This is a genomic window from Teredinibacter sp. KSP-S5-2 (assembly GCF_032773895.1).
In the GTDB taxonomy this organism is placed as follows: Bacteria; Pseudomonadota; Gammaproteobacteria; order Pseudomonadales; family Cellvibrionaceae.
On the sequence record NZ_CP120416.1, the window covers coordinates 1,919,967 to 1,936,410 of the forward strand.

Below are 16,444 nucleotides of genomic sequence, written 5' to 3' on the forward strand. Positions count from 1 at the left end.
AATGAGTAGGGTACTAATTTTATGTGCTTTCATTTTTTTTCTTTCTGGGTGTGAAGAGAGAGAAGAAATTAAGCTTCAAGGAGGATATGAGATTATCAGGGTCTATGGTGATGCTCATTCTATTGCCACTCCTGATGGTCGAGAGCTTGTCATGCCAAATGTTGTTTCTGCAAAAGATGACTCTTTGTATATCATCGGACGAACTGAGGCTCCTGTTCCAGCTATTACATTGCCCGAAGGTCTAAAGCTTCAACCATATGGTTATTTTATTTTTGAAAAAGGTACTGGTGTGTTGTCTGTTGGGCTTTCATTAAAGGAGTTTCAGGATAAGCTTCTTAAGGAAAATATTTCATTAAAATTAGAAAACTAAACAACCAAAGCCCTGGCCTAAACCCCCAGGGCTTTTTTATATCTACCCCCTAATCCCAAAAAAACCAGCCGCTTTGTTGTTTGTTTGGCGGTGTCTCTTCAGCCTTGACCGGTTCGCTTTCCAGGGGCAACGGCTCCAGGGTAATTTTAAAGTGCTGTGTGGTTTGCACATCCTGGGGCAATTTTAAAATGATGGCTTGTTCACCTTCATGCATAAACGGGGCTAAGGCTTCGTCCTCTTCGCCTTGCTCGGTGGCTTCTTTCTTAGCTGCTTTTAGTCGTTGCTCAATATGCGCCTTGGCTTCTTTGGTCTGGTAATAGGCCAGGATACCGCAGGCATGGCATTTAAGCGTGTCCTTGGCGAATTCCTATTTCAAGCCAAAGATGGGAGTTGAAAAAGACCACGACAGTGGCTTTCCCATGAGTAGTTGGAAAGTTTGAGCGTGTTTTTTGAGCAATCTACAGGTGGTTTTCCCATTCTGGCTGAATGGCAGCGGTATTGATTGTAGTAATGCTTAAACTGGTCAAGCTTTCGCTGTAAATCCCGGCTGTTCCAGAAGAGCGTCTGATCGAGTAATTCTCTTCGAACCGTGCCGATCACACGCTCTATAAATGGGTGGGATGTGGGTACACAGGGAATGGACTTTACTTCTTCTATGTCCAGTATCCGTAAATTCGCTTTCCAGCGATGAAAACGAAATAATGGATCATTATCGGAACTGAGATAGTTAGGTAACGTTTGTTTGCTTTGTATCTGGTTAAACATACGGCATGCGGCTAAGCCATTTAAATCACCGGCATGAACAGCAAAACCCACAATCCGGCGAGTAAATTGATCCATAACCACCATTACCCAGTGGCTTTTTAGTGTTGCCGATTCACAACGGAAAAAATCTGTACTCCATAAGCTGTCCTTGCTATGGCCTAAAAAGGTTAGCCACGAAGGGCCAGTGTTATCGCCATTGGGTTTGTGGTATTTGAATAAAATGCGCCGAACAATATCTTTATTAATCGCTAAGCCAAACGCCAAATTAATTTGTTGAGCAATTCTTGATGTGCCAAAACGCGGATTTCGCTTTTTGAATTCCAAAATTGCATCAATAACTCCCTGAGAAGGCCCTTTAGGGCCGGGTTTAGCTTTGTAAAGTAATTGATACTTTTTATTTTTCAATGCTGTATGAAAGCGAAGGATAGTAGCAGGTTTCAGTAAGACAGCATTTTTGGTAATACGTTGAAGGCTAAGAAACTCCCCACATAGGGAAAAAATAAAACGATCTCCCATTTTTAAATTAGGGCAACGTTTTTGTTTTCGGGAAAGAATTAAGAGCTGTTGTCTAAGTAGGATATTCTCGGCAACAATCGATCTCGTTTTTCTCGGTGCAAAAAACCTGAATAATGTTTTGAGAAAAAACCAAATTATTGTGCACGGGTATTTCATAGTCGCTGATCATAAGTAAGTACAGATATTGGCACAAATCTACTTATTCGTGATTTGATTTTGGTTAAATTAGTTAAGTATGATCAAACTTATGAGTGTAGGATTCCTACATCCAGAGCTCGGGTAGTAGCCAAAGCATCAACCTGTCCTTGGCGAATTGCTAATTCAAGTCAAGGATGGCAGCTCAGTTAAAAGCGCAAATCAACTATGGAAAACTGGAAAAGTAGAACTTAATACGTTGCTCGACGAAAAACGTTTTTATGCTGGGTAGAGGTGTGGCATAAAAGGAGTGTTGATTAAATAAACAAGGGGTGATGCATGAGCTATCAAGTTAAAAGACTAGAGGAGCCACTTAACACAAGACTCTGGGGCGTCTTCGACGGTAATAAGTTACTTAAATGGTTCTCAACTGAGGAAGAGGCTATCGCATATATGGAGTTGCTTATGGAGCCGGATCACGATCCAGAGCCGAGCCCATCGGTATCGGGAATGGATATGTAAGCGAAAAAGTGCCTCTGGGGTTTTAACTTGTTAGAATGCCGGGGCACCTGGGGTGCAGGCTCTTTAAGTGGTTGAAGGCATTAGGAAAGTTGGCGGGTTAGTCTACGATGAGCATCAGGGTGTCTTGATGTTACAAAGAGTGGAGTACTTGATGGGGCTAACGTTGCTCAGAAAACATTTGGTAAGAACTTCAGTTCAGCAGGTAAGTTCGCAGGGCAAACGTCAATAGTCGAGATACTTGTTCTTAGTAAATTGCTAATTCAAGCTAATGATGGAAATTGGAAAAGTCGCAATAGCGGCTTTTCCACAAAAATACAAAATGTATTTTTTATATGTTTGTTTCGGTTTATGGTTGATATTATACTTTTGGGGAAGGTTAGGTCTATATAAGTTTGCGCACTTTTTATTTTCTATAGATATATTTTACGGGGTAAGAAATTGAAAAAATATATTATTATTTTGATTCTGTTTTTGATCGCGGCATGTGGTGAAAATAATCAAACCCTTAGCAAAGCAATTTCGGCTTCGAGTAACGGAGTTGCATTAATAGCAGATTCCAAAATTGATGAAGGCAGAGAACAGTTGCTTGACTTTAAGGGTCTCTACCTCAGGATGATTGATAATAATCCAAATAATGGTTTGTACCACAATAATTTAGGTTGGGTTCTCATTCATCTTGGGGAGTACGATGAGGCTGAAAAGCATTTGATCATTGCGTTAAAAAATAAGGACTCGGTAAACCCAAAATCTGCACCAGAAAAAAACCTTGATTTGCTGGCTGTATTTAAGGAAAAGAGTAAAGAAATATAAAAATTTGTGGGCAGATCCTGTCCTTGGCGATAGGATGGACTCCTCTCCAATCATCTATCCTCTAAACAGGTATTGTATATAAGCCTTGAATAGCCTCTAGTCTTCTAGACGTCAGTTTATTACCCTAGACCAATAAAGGGGGATCTAATGGGTGCTAGAAACTACACAGAAGAATTCAAGATATGAATAGCCACTGAATAGAATAATTGGTTTTTAGTGTTTTTCAATGGTTAGTATCACTTCGCCAACTTTGAAGCCGTATTTAATAATTTCCGATTTGTTGATAAGCCGTTTTTCGTTGATTAAAAACATCCAGTCGTCCAGGGTGACTTGCAGTGGTTTTCCTTTGTAGTCAATTTCAAGTTGGTAGCGCCAGTAGAATGCGGAGCCGTTGGTCTGGCCGGTGGCGGTGCCGACGACATCATTTGCTGTGCCTTGGTATTGGTTTTCGCCGGTTTTTTCTAATAACCAAACTCGGGTTTGTTTTTCTCCGTCGTCGTAGGTAAACCATTCTTCCAGTTTGCCCTGGTTTTCTTGCCAGGTGCCAATGAGTTTAGCGCTGAATCTTCGTGTAACTGTGCCAGAGCGGTCTAGCACTATGCCGTGTGCGGTAAGTGGGCCATTAAAGAATTCCTCCAGTTTTAGTGGCGGTTTGGTATTGGTGTAGTCTTGTATGTTTGGGGATGAGCAGGCGGTGATAAACATAGCCATCAGGGGGATGCATAGGAATTTCATTGTGTGTGTCCAAGTAAGGCTTGTCGAAGTTTGGGCCGGGATGTTTTTTCTGATAACCAGATACTTAAAAACGCTTCTGCAAAGTCGGGATGTTGAATCGAACCCAGCACATTGGTTGTATTGAAAAAGGTTGTGGTGCCATCGGTATTACGTTTTACGATTAACGTATCGCCTGGTTTTACATCGGGCCAGATGGTGGATAAATCTGTTAGCCAAGCTTCTGTTTGTGGGTGGTTGATTCCAATATGCTGCCATTGTTCGTTTGTGGCGTTTATCAATGCTTGCTTACGAATATTACGATGATAGGTAATTTTTAGTGCAAGGTGTTTATCGTTTGGTGAGTAGGTTTCTTGTGTTCCGTATAACTCGGCTTTGTAAAGTGACCAGAAAAACGCTTTCATTTCGCCTTCGCCATATTTGTTCAGGCTGGCTAATGGGTTTGCCATGGCAGGTAAACAGAGAACCGTTAAGAGAATAAGAAATCGGTACATAGGTTTATATCTGTTGAGTCATATTTTGCGGTAATACGAAGCGGCGGATAAGCCAGATCATCAATGGCAATAGAAGTGCCCAGGTTAGGCCGTATAAAAGTGTAAAGCTTACCGTGGTTAATTGGCTTGTCAGCGCTTGGAATTTGAGCGCGGCTAAATAGCTGCTTGCACCGCCAATAGCGCCAATCGGTGCGACTAATAAAGTATTTAATCGTTGTAACCACGCTAACGAATGGTTGAGGGTGAGAGTGAATAATCCCCAAAGCAAAACTAGCCAAATTGGAAAGCTTTGGTTACCAAATTCGATGAATCCCATTTGCATGAAGACATAATCGAGGCTGATGCCAGCTACAGCGATAGGCAGTATCAGGGTATCAATACGTTTTTGTGGGGATAGAACAAAATGAAGAATTAAATACACGGGTAATAGCCACTTAGCTTGGGGCGTAAGCAGGGCGCAGGTAAACCAAGCTAACTGAAAAAGTATCAGGTTGATTATCCAGAATTTAGTCGTCATTTGTGTGGCGTCGCGCTTCTTAATTAATGGCTATGCCTGGTTATACGAGGTTCTGGCTGTTTAAGATCTATATAGAAAAAAATACGTTTTTGAAAATGGGTGTGACGTAGGCGAGAAGAAGGTAGTGGTATGAGAGGGGAGATAGCCCAGCTTGGTGCTGGGCTATAGGGGGATTAAACTCGGTTTTTTATGTCTTTGGCTTGCTCCGCAGCGTTACCAATGTAGCTTGCTGGTGTCAGCGCTTTTAACTGATCTTTGGCTTCCTGCGGGATGTCCAGTGTATCGACGAAGTCCTGCATGATTTCCTGAGTAATGCTTTGGCCGCGTGTCAGTGCTTTGAGTTTTTCGTAGGGCTCTTCCACACCGTAGCGACGCATCACGGTTTGGATTGGTTCTGCCATCACTTCCCAAGCATTGTTCAGGTCGTTGGCAATGACCTGCTCGTTTAATTGCAGTTTACTCAAGCCTTTTTGTGAGGCAGCGTAGGCAATCAGGCTGTAGCCAAAACCCACACCCATATTACGCAATACGGTTGAATCGGTTAGGTCGCGCTGCCAACGGGATACCGGAAGTTTTGCCGATAGGTGGTTAAACACGGCGTTGGCAATACCCAGGTTACCTTCTGAGTTTTCAAAGTCGATGGGGTTAACTTTATGCGGCATGGTAGATGAACCCACTTCGCCAGCAATGGTTTTTTGTTTGAAGAAACCCATGGAGATGTAACCCCAGATGTCCCGGTCCAGATCCAACAGGATGGTATTGAATCGGCTGATAGCATCAAATAATTCGGCGATGTAATCGTGCGGCTCGATTTGGGTAGTGTAGGGGTTCCAGGTTAAGCCAAGGCTGGTGACAAATTTTTCTGCGTTGGCTTGCCAGTCAATATCCGGGTAAGCCGACAAGTGTGCATTGTAGTTACCTACTGCACCGTTGATTTTGCCAAGCAATTCGACGTTTTTGATTTGTTTTACCTGACGCTGTAAGCGGGCGGCTACGTTGGCAATTTCTTTACCAATGGTGCTTGGGGAGGCTGTTTGACCGTGGGTTCTGGAAAGCATGGATACATCTGCAAAATCTTCTGCCATTTTTACCAATGTGGCAACGATTTTTTCCATTTCGGGAAGCAGTGCGGCCTCACGACCTTCTTTTAACATTAATGCGTGAGAGAGGTTGTTGATGTCTTCTGATGTACAGGCAAAGTGAACAAACTCGTTGATGCTTTCTAATTCTGCATTGCCTTTGAATTTGTTTTTAATAAAGTATTCAACCGCTTTTACATCGTGGTTGGTGGTGGCTTCAATGTCTTTTACCGCTTGGGCATCGGCTTCACAGAAGTTGTCGACAATACTGTTAAGTAGCGTTTGTGTTTCTGCTGAAAATTCTGGAACTTCTGATATTTGTGGGTGTGCGGCAAGGCATTGTAGCCAGCGGATTTCAACTAAAACCCGGTATTTAATCAGACCGTATTCGCTAAAAATTGTGCGCAATGGTTCAGTTTTACTACCGTAGCGGCCATCTATAGGGGAAACGGCGGATAAACTATTTAATTCCATAATGCTTTCTCTTGTTTAATCGTACGTAAATAAAAATTAATGAAGCTGTTTACTTTGTTTGGCTAAATCTTTGGTGACTTCTGCCAATTGGGAGCGATAGAACAGTAAATGCCAACGCTTGCCACCGCATTGACGCCAGAGTGTGGCAGAGCGTATTGCTGCAAGCAGTAATGCGCGTATCTGGTTGGCGACACGCTCTTGTTGCAAGTAGGCGTATTCGCCCGTGACTTGAATCCGATATTGAAATTTACTGATGGTGTCGGAATAAATTTCAGCGATGTTGGCAATTACGTTGTCGTGCGTAAAGCCGAAGTGTTCTATCTGGGTGGTGGCTTTATCCAGGCGTGAGCCAATTATATTGAGTACTTCCGTGCGTTTGGACAGCTTTTTTTGTAAGTGCAATATGCCGAGGACATAACGTAAAAGGTCAGCGTTTTGTTGGGCGCGTGGGTTGTCCAATAGCTCAACTAATAGTTCAAACCCAGTGGCGAGATTGTGTAAGCCGCCGTATACAGATTCCACGGAATCGGGGTTTTGTTCAAATAAACTTTTAATCAATACTTCAAATTCATCGGTTTTTAAGTAACCGGTTTTGGCCAGCTGCTCGACCAGGTTACATGCCTGTAACAAGCCTGCGAGCGCGATTGCATTTTTTTGCCAACTTTTTTCCAAAATAATCTACTCGCTAATTATGTGGTCTTGATTGCCCGGGAAATAACTGCACCACCGAGGCAGATATCCTTGTCATAGAACACCACGGATTGGCCTGGTGTGATGGCGCGCTGTGGTTCATCAAACGTGACCAGAATGTTGTTGTCGTCGGTATATGAAAGTGTGCAGTGTTGGTCTGGTTGTCGGTAACGGGTTTTTGCTGTGCAACGAAAACCGTCAGGCTTGGTTTCGTTGTTGATCCAGTGAATTTGTTCTGCTTCTAACGCTGGGGCGTAGAGTAGGGGATGATCTCCTTGAACAGCGATAAGCGTGTTGGTGTCGAGGTTTTTTTCTGCAACGAACCAAGGCTCTTCTTTGGCACCTTTCACGCCCCCGATGCCCAAACCTTGTCGTTGGCCGATGGTGTGGTACATCAACCCCTGATGTTGACCGATTACTTCGCCTTCGGGGTTGGTTATTGGTCCCGGTTGCGCAGGTAGGTAGGTTTCTAGAAAGTCTTTAAAACGCCTTTCACCAATAAAACAGATGCCGGTGCTGTCTTTTTTGTTATGCGTGATTAAATCATGTTGCTCGGCAATTTCCCGCACTTTGGTTTTTTCCAGTTCACCAACCGGAAACAGGGTTTGAGCAAACTCAGCTTCGCCCACGGCATGGAGAAAGTAGCTTTGGTCTTTATTCGGATCCAAGCCCTTTTGCAAATAGGTTCTGCCGTTTTGATTAAGGGTGCGGGTGTAATGGCCGGTGGCGATGTAGTCCGCCCCCAACTTTTGGGCATAATCGAGGAAAACTTTAAATTTGATTTCGCGGTTGCAGAGGATGTCCGGGTTGGGGGTTCGCCCCGCACGATATTCTTTTAGAAAGTATTCAAAGACGTTATCCCAGTATTCCGCTGCAAAATTGGCTGTGTGCAGGTGGATACCGAGTTTCTGGCTGACCGCGGCGGCGTCCATCAGGTCTGTTGCTGCGGTACAGTATTCCGTGCCATCGTCTTCATTCCAGTTCTTCATGAACAGGCCTTCGACTTGATAGCCTTTTTGCAGCAGAAGCAGGGCGGCGACAGAGGAGTCGACTCCGCCGGACATGCCGACAATCACTTTGGTTGTTTGGGGATCACGTTGATCTAGGTGCATTGCATTTCAGTAGTTGCGCCACTTTGCGAATGGTAAGTGTAGCCTGGGAAAAAGCGGGCTATTGTACTGATTTTGCAGAGATACAGCCAGTTTTTATACAAAACCGGCTGCCACTCTTGGTGAAGGGTTATTTGCTGGGCGGTAAACGCTTGGAAACGGTGTGAATGACATAGGACTGCTCGAAATAGACCGTGAAATCCGGGTATTCCCAGAAGTAGATTGGTGGCTCGCCAGTGGGGCCATTTTTACTCTCGGGTGCGCCGTATTGCGCTTCGACTTGTTCCATAGTCATACCAGTCTTGGGACCAACTTGCACTTGCCCGATGGGGATGCGTACTTCTTCTGCGTACCCTGTGCTGGTAAACAGGAGTGCTGAGGCTGCCAAACAGCCAATGGTCAAAAACTTCTTCATAGTGTTGTCCAGTTCTAAGTTACTCTATTTTGTTGACTGCTTTTTAAGCATCACCTGAGCTTTCAATATTTGTCGCGAAAGTTCCTGACGGTCTTTCTCTTCAATTCGATGGAATGATGCGGCGATATGGTGTTTATCCCCGGCGGATTCACATCGAAGTACCTTAGCAAAAGTTACAACCGGCGCATAGCTGGGTAAGAAGATCATGCGCACTACCAGATAGTTCCCTTTGTATAACGCTTTGTCGGCGGTAAACGAAATACCGTCTTCACTGATATTAATTCGGGTTTTTTCTTTTTGCCCGGAGAAATGATCCTGCGTAAATAAGGTGTGACGTGCTATCAGGTCGATTTTGCTACTGAGTGTTTGCAAATAATCGCCAAGAAGGCGATTTTTCTCTGTGAGCAAACGCAAGGTTTGCACATTATCTTTATCGAGACGGCGCAATTCGTTGATGAGACTGAGCGATACCGCATCTTCAAATTCGTTCTCGGCATCGCTATTTTCCGCGGTGAAAGAATCGACTTGTTTGTAGTCGAAAAAAACATCGCTGCTTACCCGAAAGTAGTTGCGCTTATCGTACCCTGATTCTGTTGAAGTCTTGTTCATCTTTTATACTGTTTTTAGGGCGTTTCTGAATTCAAATATAGCTCAGAAAACTATCGCTTGTCGTTAGGCGTGTTCTCCTGCATCATCCACCCCCATGTTGAATTCCGTCCCTCTCTATATCGGCTTACGTTACACCCTGTGGAAACACCGAGGTTATATTGCCTTTGTCAGCCTGTTTGCCTTTGTGGCCATGGCATTGGGTGTTTTTGCATTAATTGTTGTGCTTTCGGTGATGAATGGTTTTGACCGTGAGCTTAAGCATCGAATCCTACGTGTTATCCCCCATGGTTATCTGTCCAGTGATGTGCCCTTGAGTGATTGGCAGGGTTTATCCAGCGAGCTTGAACAATACAAAAGCCGTTACAAGGTATTGGCGGATGCGCCTTATATTGCCGGTCAAGGGTTAGTCAGTTTTTCTGGCGGTGTTCGGGCTATCGAAATACAGGGTGTATTACCTGACAAAGAGGTCAATGTGTCCGATGTGCATAAACACATGTTGATTGGCTCAATTGATGACTTGGGACAGACGCGATACGGCATTGTGCTAGGTAGCTTATTGGCCCGATATTTGGGTGTGACCACTGGCGATAAAGTGAATATCACTTTGCCGGATGTGTCTGTTACGCCTGCTGGGGTTTTTCCCCGAGTAAAACGCTTTGAGGTCATTGGTGTTTTTCAGGCTGGGGCACAGGTAGATGAATCGCTGGCATTAATTCATCTTCGCGATGCGCAAAAATTATTTCGTATGGGCAACAATGTTGACGGCTTACGATTACGTTTTGCCGATATTTATGACGCACCAAAAAATATGGGCGCGTTGGTGAATACGTTGAATGAGTCAGCATCTTTACCGGTGGCCGTAACAGGCAAAGATTGGAGTCACACTCAGGGAAATTTATTTCAAGCGGTAAAAATGGAAAAAACCGTGGTTGGCATTATGTTGGCGGTCATCATTGCCGTTGCGGCGTTTAATATTGTGACCAGTCTGGTGATGATGGTTGCAGAAAAACGTTCGGATATCGCGGTGTTACGAACTCAGGGCCTTTCCCGGCTGAATGTGGTGAAAATTTTCATGGTGCAGGGCATCTTTATGGGCCTTATGGGAATTTTACTCGGCGCGGTTTGCGGTGTTGCGGTTGCGATTTATTTGCCTGAGATTTTTGTGTGGATTGAAAATACCCTGGGTTGGCAGTTGTTTGATCCATCGGTGTATTTTGTGACACAACTGCCTTCTGAATGGCGTTGGCAGGATACCGTGACCATTTGTGTTTTTGCATTTGTGGTGAGCGTCTTGGCGACGATTTATCCCGCTTATCGTGCAGCGCAAATTCCTCCGGCCGAAGCCTTGAGGTATGACATTTAAGAGATCGAGTGATATGACGGATAGGGTGTTGTCCTGTACGGATGTAGTAAAAAGTTATCGTCAGGGGCCGGATAAAGTTGAGGTGCTCACTGGCGTGAACCTGCAGGTGAATGCGGGTGAACGTATTGCCATTATTGGTGCGTCCGGCAGTGGTAAAAGTACCTTGCTGAATTTGCTGGGCGGTTTGGATATTGCCGATTCTGGCAGCGTTGAAATCAATGGCCAGAGTTTGCAGGACAGCTCCGAGTTTCAGCGGGGGGTAATTCGCAATCGTTATCTCGGGTTTGTTTATCAATTTCATCACCTGTTACCCGAGTTTGATGCTGTGGAAAATGTGGCAATGCCGCTGCTTATTGGCAAGGCGGGTAAACAGCAAGCGAAGCAAGCTGCCAAGGCGTTACTTGAGAAGGTGGGCTTGGCATCGCGTTTTACTCATCGACCAGCCGAGCTTTCTGGCGGCGAGCGTCAGCGTGTGGCGATTGCCCGCTCATTAGCGAATAACCCGAGCTGTGTGTTGATGGATGAACCGACCGGTAACCTGGATCGGGGCAATGCACAAGCGATCCAGAATCTGATGCTTGAGCTTAGCCGTGAGTCTTCCACCAGTTTTATTGTGGTTACCCATGATTCGAGTGTGGCCGAATCCATGGATTCAATTTATGAATTGAGCAATGGGAAGCTGCATAAACAATGAGTGGAATCCCGTTATTTATTGGTTTGCGCTACACCAACGCGGGTAAAAAAAACCAGCTGGTGTCCTTTTTGTCCATTATTTCCACCTTGGGTTTGATTGTCGGGGTCAGTTTACTGGTTGCGGTGCTATCCATCATGAATGGGTTTGACCGGGAACTGCGGGAAAAGATACTGGGCCTGGTGCCGCAGGCTGCGATATATCAACATGGTGGTATTGATGATTGGCAGTTTGTACGGGAAAAAGTGCTGCGCGACGAAGCCATTACTGCGGCAGCGCCCTTTGTTCAGTTGAGCGGTTTGTCGCGCTATAAAAGCAATACCTCCTCGGTTCTGCTATACGGAATCGACAGTCAGTTGGAGAAAGAGGTTTCCTTAATTGAGGAGTATATCGATCCTCAGCTGCTGGATTCCTTGGACAGTGATTCCCCCCGGATTCTATTAGGACAGGGGCTGGCAAATAAGTTGGATGTTGTGGTTGGCGAGAAGATCATGCTACTGATTCCAAACATGCAGAATACGCGTGCAGCACCGAAGCTGCAGTATTTTGAGGTGGTTGGGCTTCTACAATCCAATACCGAGCTGGATACACGTTTGGCTCTCACATCCTTAACACAGGCCTCGGCGCTTTCCGAGTACCCCGGGCGTGTCAGTGGGGTGCGTCTAACCCTGAAGGATATTTTCTCTGCTCCGAACGTGGTTTACTCCCAAATGCTGCAATTAGGTGCTGGTTTTTATGGTAACAACTGGACGCGAACCCACGGCAACTTGTATCACGCGATCCACATGTCCCGTAATCTGGTTGGATTACTGATGGGCCTGATTGTGGCGATTGCGGCATTTAATGTGGTGTCGACCCTGGTGATGGTGGTGATCGAGAAAAAAGGGGATATCGCTATCCTTCGCACGATGGGTGCCAGCTCTTCGGATATTGTGAAAATCTTCCTGGTTCTGGGCAGTGTTATTGGCTTTATCGGCACGGCGTTAGGCGTTGGCTTTGGTGTGCTGCTTGCCGTGACGGCTCAGGATTTGATGCACTGGCTGGAGTTGCAACTGGGGATTCAATTTCTGAAAAGCGATGTTTACCCGCTTACGTATTTACCTTCTGAGATTTTACTTTCCGATATTGTTACTGTGGGTTTAACCGCGATGGCGTTAAGTTTTCTTGCGGCGATTTATCCTGCATGGAAGGCGAGTCGGGTTCAGCCGGCAGAGGCGCTACGGTACGAATAGCGAGTTATTGTTTTTCTGGCTCGTCCGGGTTTTGCCTTTTCTTCCAGCGTGTTATTACGTGCCAACGCCATGTCCATTGAATGGTGATGTAGCCTAAAGCGCCAAAAAATACGCTGGAGATTAAACATCCCAATAGCAGCGGTTCCCAGATCAAAGGGAAGTGCGTTTCGAACCAGCTCCAAGTCCAATCAAAATGAATATCCCTTATCGGTGTATGGAGGATACGTGCGCCGATCATGTATGCGCCGAAGTAGATAAAGGGGAATGTCAGTGGGTTGGTGATCCAGACTAGGGAAATTGCGATTGGCAAATTACAGCGGAACAGGAGAGCCCCAAGTGCAGCGAGAGGAATTTGCCCAGGTAAGGGTAAAAAGGCGAGAAAAAGACCAACAAAAAACGCAACGGAAACGGAATGCCTGTTCAGATGAAATAAATTGGGGTCGTGTAGCAGTACCCCCAAGAACTTCAGAGCAGGATTCTTTCGAATTTCACTGGGGTCAGGGATCCAGCGTTTAAACAGCTTACGTGGCATCTATGATCATTAACTATTTTCGGGGGCGCTATTATGCAGAGACTTGCTATGCTTTTCTAGCAGAAGCTGCGGTTACTTTGTCTTTTGTCATCTTTGTCTACTATGTTGCCTTTCGGGCGTAAGCGGTATGTGAAAAAAAACGCAAAGGGTCGTCGTGACTTAATATTTTTGTCACAATGACCAAGGTAAGGATAACCCTCTGGCTCACGGATAGAACCAATGTATTTTCTTGTTTCGTTTGTTCTCGGCGCATTGATCGCATTTATTCAACCGGCATTACCCAATGCCGCACTCTACACTACGTTGTCTTTTGTACTGGTGATTGGCCTGGGCTGTTTGCTCCGTTATCGGTATACAGGACTATTTATATTGGTTGGCCTGCATAGTGGTGCTTTGATCTGTTTTGTGCGAATGGATTTTATTCTTGCGGGTTTGTTTCCTAATGGCCACGAAAAACTGGATATTCCGGTTAGTGCGGAGGTGGTGGGGCTGCCTTATCGGGGAGATCGTGCACTGCGCTTTGAGGCCAGAGTTTCCTTGCAAAATATACCTGTGGGAACACTTCCGCCTGACGTGGTTCGGTATTTCTCTGCACCAAAAAAGATCAAGCTAAGCTGGTATTCGTCTCAACACCTTCAGTCCGGTGATGTGTGGAATTTTACTATCCGTCTGCGGCGACCGAGGGGATTGGTTAATCCCAGTGGATTTGATTATCAGGCCTGGTTGATCGCCAATGGTATTTCCGGGGTAGGTTATGTCCGTCCAGGTGGCGAAGAATTTTTATACAGTCACATTTCTATTGATCGATTACGTTACGGATTACGAGAAAAACTTATCGATTCAAACCCAGTACTTGATCACCCCGAATTAATATCGGCACTAATGGTTGGAGATAAAAGCCGAATTAGCGCAGAGCAATGGAAGCTGTTTGCTCAAACAGGCATCAATCATCTTATGGCTATTTCCGGCTTACATTTGGGGCTTGTTACCGGCGTTGTCTACTTTCTAAGCTTTCTCTTTGCCCGTTTAGTGGCTTTGTGTTTTCGCCGAGAAAAGCCTTGGCTTAGGACGCTTGCGCCTTTGGTCAGTTGTTTCTCGGCTGTGTTCTATGCCGCCTTGGCCGGTTTTTCCGTTCCCACCCAGCGCGCATTATTGTGTGTTTTATTTATTCAGGCTGTGTTTTTCTTTGGTGCTCGCGTCAGTATTTTTCGTTTGCTCTTACTTGTTGCTGTGCTGTTAATTGGTGTTCAGCCTTTTAATTTGGGCCAGCCTGGTTTTTGGTTAAGTTTTGGTGCGGTGTTCGTGTTGCTTTTCTGTTTTTCGTTACCGGGTGTTTCTGCAACGAAGAGCGTGTGGGGCGTCCCGAATTATGTATTGGTTTATGGTAAAGCCCAGCTTGTAATTTTTATTGGTTTGTTTGTTGTTTTGGTTTTTCATGCTTTGCCTCTGTCAGCAATAAGCCCATTGGCTAATCTTATTGCCGTACCAGTTGTTTCATTCCTCGTTGTACCGTTTATTCTGTTGTCCACGCTATTAATTGAGGTTGCTCCGCTACTTGCAAACGGGTGTCTTGCTTTTGCCGATTGGGTGTTGTTTTTATTAATGAATTTTTTAAGAGTGTTAAGCACTTTTTTCGAACAGGATTACTGGCAGGTTTCTTTTTCTGAAAAAAGCGGGTTATTTATAGCAAGCGGAGTTTTAGCAACAATATTATGTCTTACGCCTAAGCCCCTTAACTTGCGCGTTTTGGGAGTGGCCTGTTTTATTTTATTTCTTTTTCCGCGAGAAAATACATCCGCTGGTTTTCAAATGACGACTCTGGATGTTGGTCAGGGGTTGGCCATACATATGAATTCAAGTAACCAGAGTTTGCTTTACGACACTGGCGCAAAGTTTAGTGATAAGTTCGATATTGGTAGTGCCGTGGTTACACCCTTTATACAAAAGCAACGGTCACTTAAGTTGGATATGGTGTTATCTCATAATGACAATGATCATGCCGGTGGCGCTTTATCCGTGCTTGATTCAGTTGATGTGCAGAGTCTTTGGTTGGGAGAGCCTGAACATATCTATGCACGAGGGCAGCTTTGTCATGCTGGCCAGGAATTCCGATTGGGCGCGGCCCATGTGGAAGTATTATGGCCGGATCGCCAGCACCAGCAGGTATTGGCCAAGTCCAACAACTATTCCTGCGTGCTAGTTGTTACGGTTTTTGGACGTAAGTTTTTGTTGCCCGGAGATATCGAACAGGAAGTTGAGCGTATTTTAATCAGGGAAAACCTGTTGCCATCCGATATTGATGTGTTGGTGGCTCCTCATCATGGCAGTAAAACCTCATCTTCATTCGACTTTATCCGGCAGCTGGCCCCCAAACACGTGATATTCAGTACTGGGTATAAAAACCGGTACGGACATCCTCACGGTGCGGTGATTAGCCGATATCAAGACATGGCCAGCACACTTTGGGATACCGCTTACGATGGTGCGATCACAATTAATGTTTCCCCGGAAGGCGTGTTGGAAGTCCTGGCGGAGAGAGACAACAATCGACGGATATGGTACTAAACCCGTGTGAAATACTCCTAGGTCAAGCTCAATAGGGCTGACGGTTGGCTAAGGTATTGAGCGGAATCTGAACAGCTGTCGCGCTTGTGTAACATGCATGTACAAAAGCACAGATTTCAGGACATGATTCGGGTATCATTTGCCGACTTTAACTCTTAATAACGACAGAATTTTAAAAGCAGTGGGAGTAACAGGTGTTTGAGATTTTATCTTCCGGTGGCTGGTTAATGTTACCGATCATTTTATGTTCAGTTGCGGTAATCGGTATTTCATTTGAACGTTATTGGACTCTCAATCCAGCCAAGATCGCACCCAAACATCAGTTGGGACAGGTTTGGGCTTGGATTCAGAGTAATGAGCTGGATAGCGAAAAGCTGAAAAAGCTGCGTCGTTCATCCAAGTTGGGCTTCATCCTTTCTGCCGGATTGAGTAATTCCCGTCACGGGCGAGAAGTGATGAAAGACAGTATTGAAGAGGCCGCAAGTAGTGTGGTGCACGATATGGAACGTTTCCTTGGGGCACTGGGTACGATCGCGGCTATCGCACCGTTGCTCGGTTTGTTGGGAACCGTGATCGGTATGATCAAAGTGTTCACTGCACTGAATCTGGAGGGTGCGGGTAATGCGGCGGTATTGGCTGGAGGGATTTCCGAAGCTCTGGTGACTACAGCTGCAGGTTTGTGTGTTGCGATTCCGGCCATGATTACTCACCGTTTCTTTGTTCGTCGAGTGGATTCTCTGGTGGTGACCATGGAACAGGAAGCCGTAAAGCTGGTGGATGCTTTACACAGTGAAAGACGTGTCGACCTGAAAGCGGGGTAGTCC

At 45.3% G+C, this 16,444-nt stretch carries 19 protein-coding genes; 8 read left to right on the forward strand and 11 right to left on the reverse strand.

Annotated features, from left to right (window positions below; genetic code table 11):
* The first annotated feature begins 1 nt into the window (after position 1).
* Positions 2–370: a hypothetical protein gene (locus tag P5V12_RS08645; RefSeq protein WP_316956954.1), complete on the forward strand. Its 369-nt coding sequence runs from the start codon at positions 2–4 to the stop codon at positions 368–370.
* A gap of 49 nt (positions 371–419) precedes the next feature.
* Here P5V12_RS08645 and P5V12_RS08650 read toward each other — a convergent pair whose 3' ends face one another.
* Both P5V12_RS08650 and P5V12_RS08655 read right to left on the reverse strand, forming a co-directional pair.
* A complete protein-coding gene (locus P5V12_RS08650) occupies positions 420–584 on the reverse strand; it encodes a hypothetical protein (RefSeq protein ID WP_316956955.1) in 165 nt (54 codons plus the stop codon).
* A gap of 158 nt (positions 585–742) precedes the next feature.
* Positions 743–1,651, reverse strand: coding sequence for an integrase core domain-containing protein (locus P5V12_RS08655; RefSeq protein WP_316956956.1), 909 nt, complete (start codon positions 1,649–1,651; stop codon positions 743–745).
* Between the two features lie 474 nt (positions 1,652–2,125).
* On the opposite strand from P5V12_RS08655, the gene P5V12_RS08660 reads away from it, so the two are divergent.
* Both P5V12_RS08660 and P5V12_RS08665 read left to right on the forward strand, forming a co-directional pair.
* Positions 2,126–2,308, forward strand: coding sequence for a hypothetical protein (locus P5V12_RS08660; RefSeq protein ID WP_316956957.1), 183 nt, complete (start codon positions 2,126–2,128; stop codon positions 2,306–2,308).
* A 438-nt stretch (positions 2,309–2,746) separates the two neighbouring features.
* The gene (locus P5V12_RS08665; RefSeq protein WP_316956958.1) at positions 2,747–3,118 is read left to right on the forward strand and encodes a tetratricopeptide repeat protein; all 372 of its coding nucleotides are present in this window, start codon (positions 2,747–2,749) and stop codon (positions 3,116–3,118) included.
* Positions 3,119–3,331: 213 nt separating this feature from the next.
* Here P5V12_RS08665 and P5V12_RS08670 read toward each other — a convergent pair whose 3' ends face one another.
* From P5V12_RS08670 to P5V12_RS08705, 8 genes are all read right to left on the reverse strand, one after another.
* The gene (locus P5V12_RS08670) at positions 3,332–3,853 is read right to left on the reverse strand and encodes a DUF3833 domain-containing protein (protein WP_316956959.1); all 522 of its coding nucleotides are present in this window, start codon (positions 3,851–3,853) and stop codon (positions 3,332–3,334) included.
* Positions 3,850–4,344 carry a chalcone isomerase family protein gene (locus tag P5V12_RS08675; protein WP_316956960.1) on the reverse strand — a complete coding sequence of 165 codons (495 nt, stop codon included), beginning with the start codon at positions 4,342–4,344 and terminating at the stop codon, positions 3,850–3,852. Before P5V12_RS08675 ends, P5V12_RS08670 begins: the two co-directional genes overlap by 4 nt.
* Before the next feature lie 4 nt (positions 4,345–4,348).
* Complete coding sequence (locus P5V12_RS08680; protein ID WP_316956961.1) at positions 4,349–4,861, reverse strand: DUF2878 domain-containing protein; 513 nt, start codon at positions 4,859–4,861, stop codon at positions 4,349–4,351.
* Between the two features lie 173 nt (positions 4,862–5,034).
* A complete protein-coding gene (gene purB / locus P5V12_RS08685; protein WP_316956962.1) occupies positions 5,035–6,414 on the reverse strand; it encodes an adenylosuccinate lyase in 1,380 nt (459 codons plus the stop codon).
* Positions 6,415–6,450: 36 nt separating this feature from the next.
* Positions 6,451–7,086, reverse strand: a complete 636-nt coding sequence (gene hflD, locus P5V12_RS08690) for a high frequency lysogenization protein HflD (protein ID WP_316956963.1) — start codon at positions 7,084–7,086, stop codon at positions 6,451–6,453.
* 17 nt (positions 7,087–7,103) lie between these two features.
* Positions 7,104–8,216 carry a tRNA 2-thiouridine(34) synthase MnmA gene (mnmA, locus tag P5V12_RS08695; RefSeq protein ID WP_316956964.1) on the reverse strand — a complete coding sequence of 371 codons (1,113 nt, stop codon included), beginning with the start codon at positions 8,214–8,216 and terminating at the stop codon, positions 7,104–7,106.
* Between the two features lie 127 nt (positions 8,217–8,343).
* Positions 8,344–8,628, reverse strand: a complete 285-nt coding sequence (locus P5V12_RS08700) for a hypothetical protein (protein ID WP_316956965.1) — start codon at positions 8,626–8,628, stop codon at positions 8,344–8,346.
* Positions 8,629–8,652: 24 nt separating this feature from the next.
* On the reverse strand, positions 8,653–9,237 hold the full coding sequence (locus P5V12_RS08705; RefSeq protein ID WP_316956966.1) for a PilZ domain-containing protein: 585 nt from the start codon (positions 9,235–9,237) through the stop codon (positions 8,653–8,655).
* Between the two features lie 94 nt (positions 9,238–9,331).
* On the opposite strand from P5V12_RS08705, the gene P5V12_RS08710 reads away from it, so the two are divergent.
* The 3 genes from P5V12_RS08710 to P5V12_RS08720 are packed head-to-tail and all read left to right on the forward strand — an operon-like array spanning position 9,332 to position 12,523.
* Complete coding sequence (locus tag P5V12_RS08710) at positions 9,332–10,600, forward strand: lipoprotein-releasing ABC transporter permease subunit (protein WP_316956967.1); 1,269 nt, start codon at positions 9,332–9,334, stop codon at positions 10,598–10,600.
* A gap of 13 nt (positions 10,601–10,613) precedes the next feature.
* On the forward strand, positions 10,614–11,294 hold the full coding sequence (gene lolD, locus P5V12_RS08715; protein WP_316957413.1) for a lipoprotein-releasing ABC transporter ATP-binding protein LolD: 681 nt from the start codon (positions 10,614–10,616) through the stop codon (positions 11,292–11,294).
* Positions 11,291–12,523 carry a lipoprotein-releasing ABC transporter permease subunit gene (locus P5V12_RS08720; protein ID WP_316956968.1) on the forward strand — a complete coding sequence of 411 codons (1,233 nt, stop codon included), beginning with the start codon at positions 11,291–11,293 and terminating at the stop codon, positions 12,521–12,523. Before lolD ends, P5V12_RS08720 begins: the two co-directional genes overlap by 4 nt.
* 4 nt (positions 12,524–12,527) lie before the next feature.
* Here P5V12_RS08720 and P5V12_RS08725 read toward each other — a convergent pair whose 3' ends face one another.
* A complete protein-coding gene (locus P5V12_RS08725; protein WP_316956969.1) occupies positions 12,528–13,055 on the reverse strand; it encodes a DUF2062 domain-containing protein in 528 nt (175 codons plus the stop codon).
* Positions 13,056–13,274: 219 nt separating this feature from the next.
* Between P5V12_RS08725 and P5V12_RS08730 the strand changes: the two genes are divergently transcribed.
* The gene (locus P5V12_RS08730; RefSeq protein WP_316956970.1) at positions 13,275–15,620 is read left to right on the forward strand and encodes a DNA internalization-related competence protein ComEC/Rec2; all 2,346 of its coding nucleotides are present in this window, start codon (positions 13,275–13,277) and stop codon (positions 15,618–15,620) included.
* A gap of 194 nt (positions 15,621–15,814) precedes the next feature.
* Positions 15,815–16,441 (forward strand): MotA/TolQ/ExbB proton channel family protein, encoded by a 627-nt coding sequence (locus P5V12_RS08735; RefSeq protein ID WP_316956971.1) that lies wholly within the window; start codon positions 15,815–15,817, stop codon positions 16,439–16,441.
* The last annotated feature ends 3 nt before the right edge of the window (positions 16,442–16,444 follow it).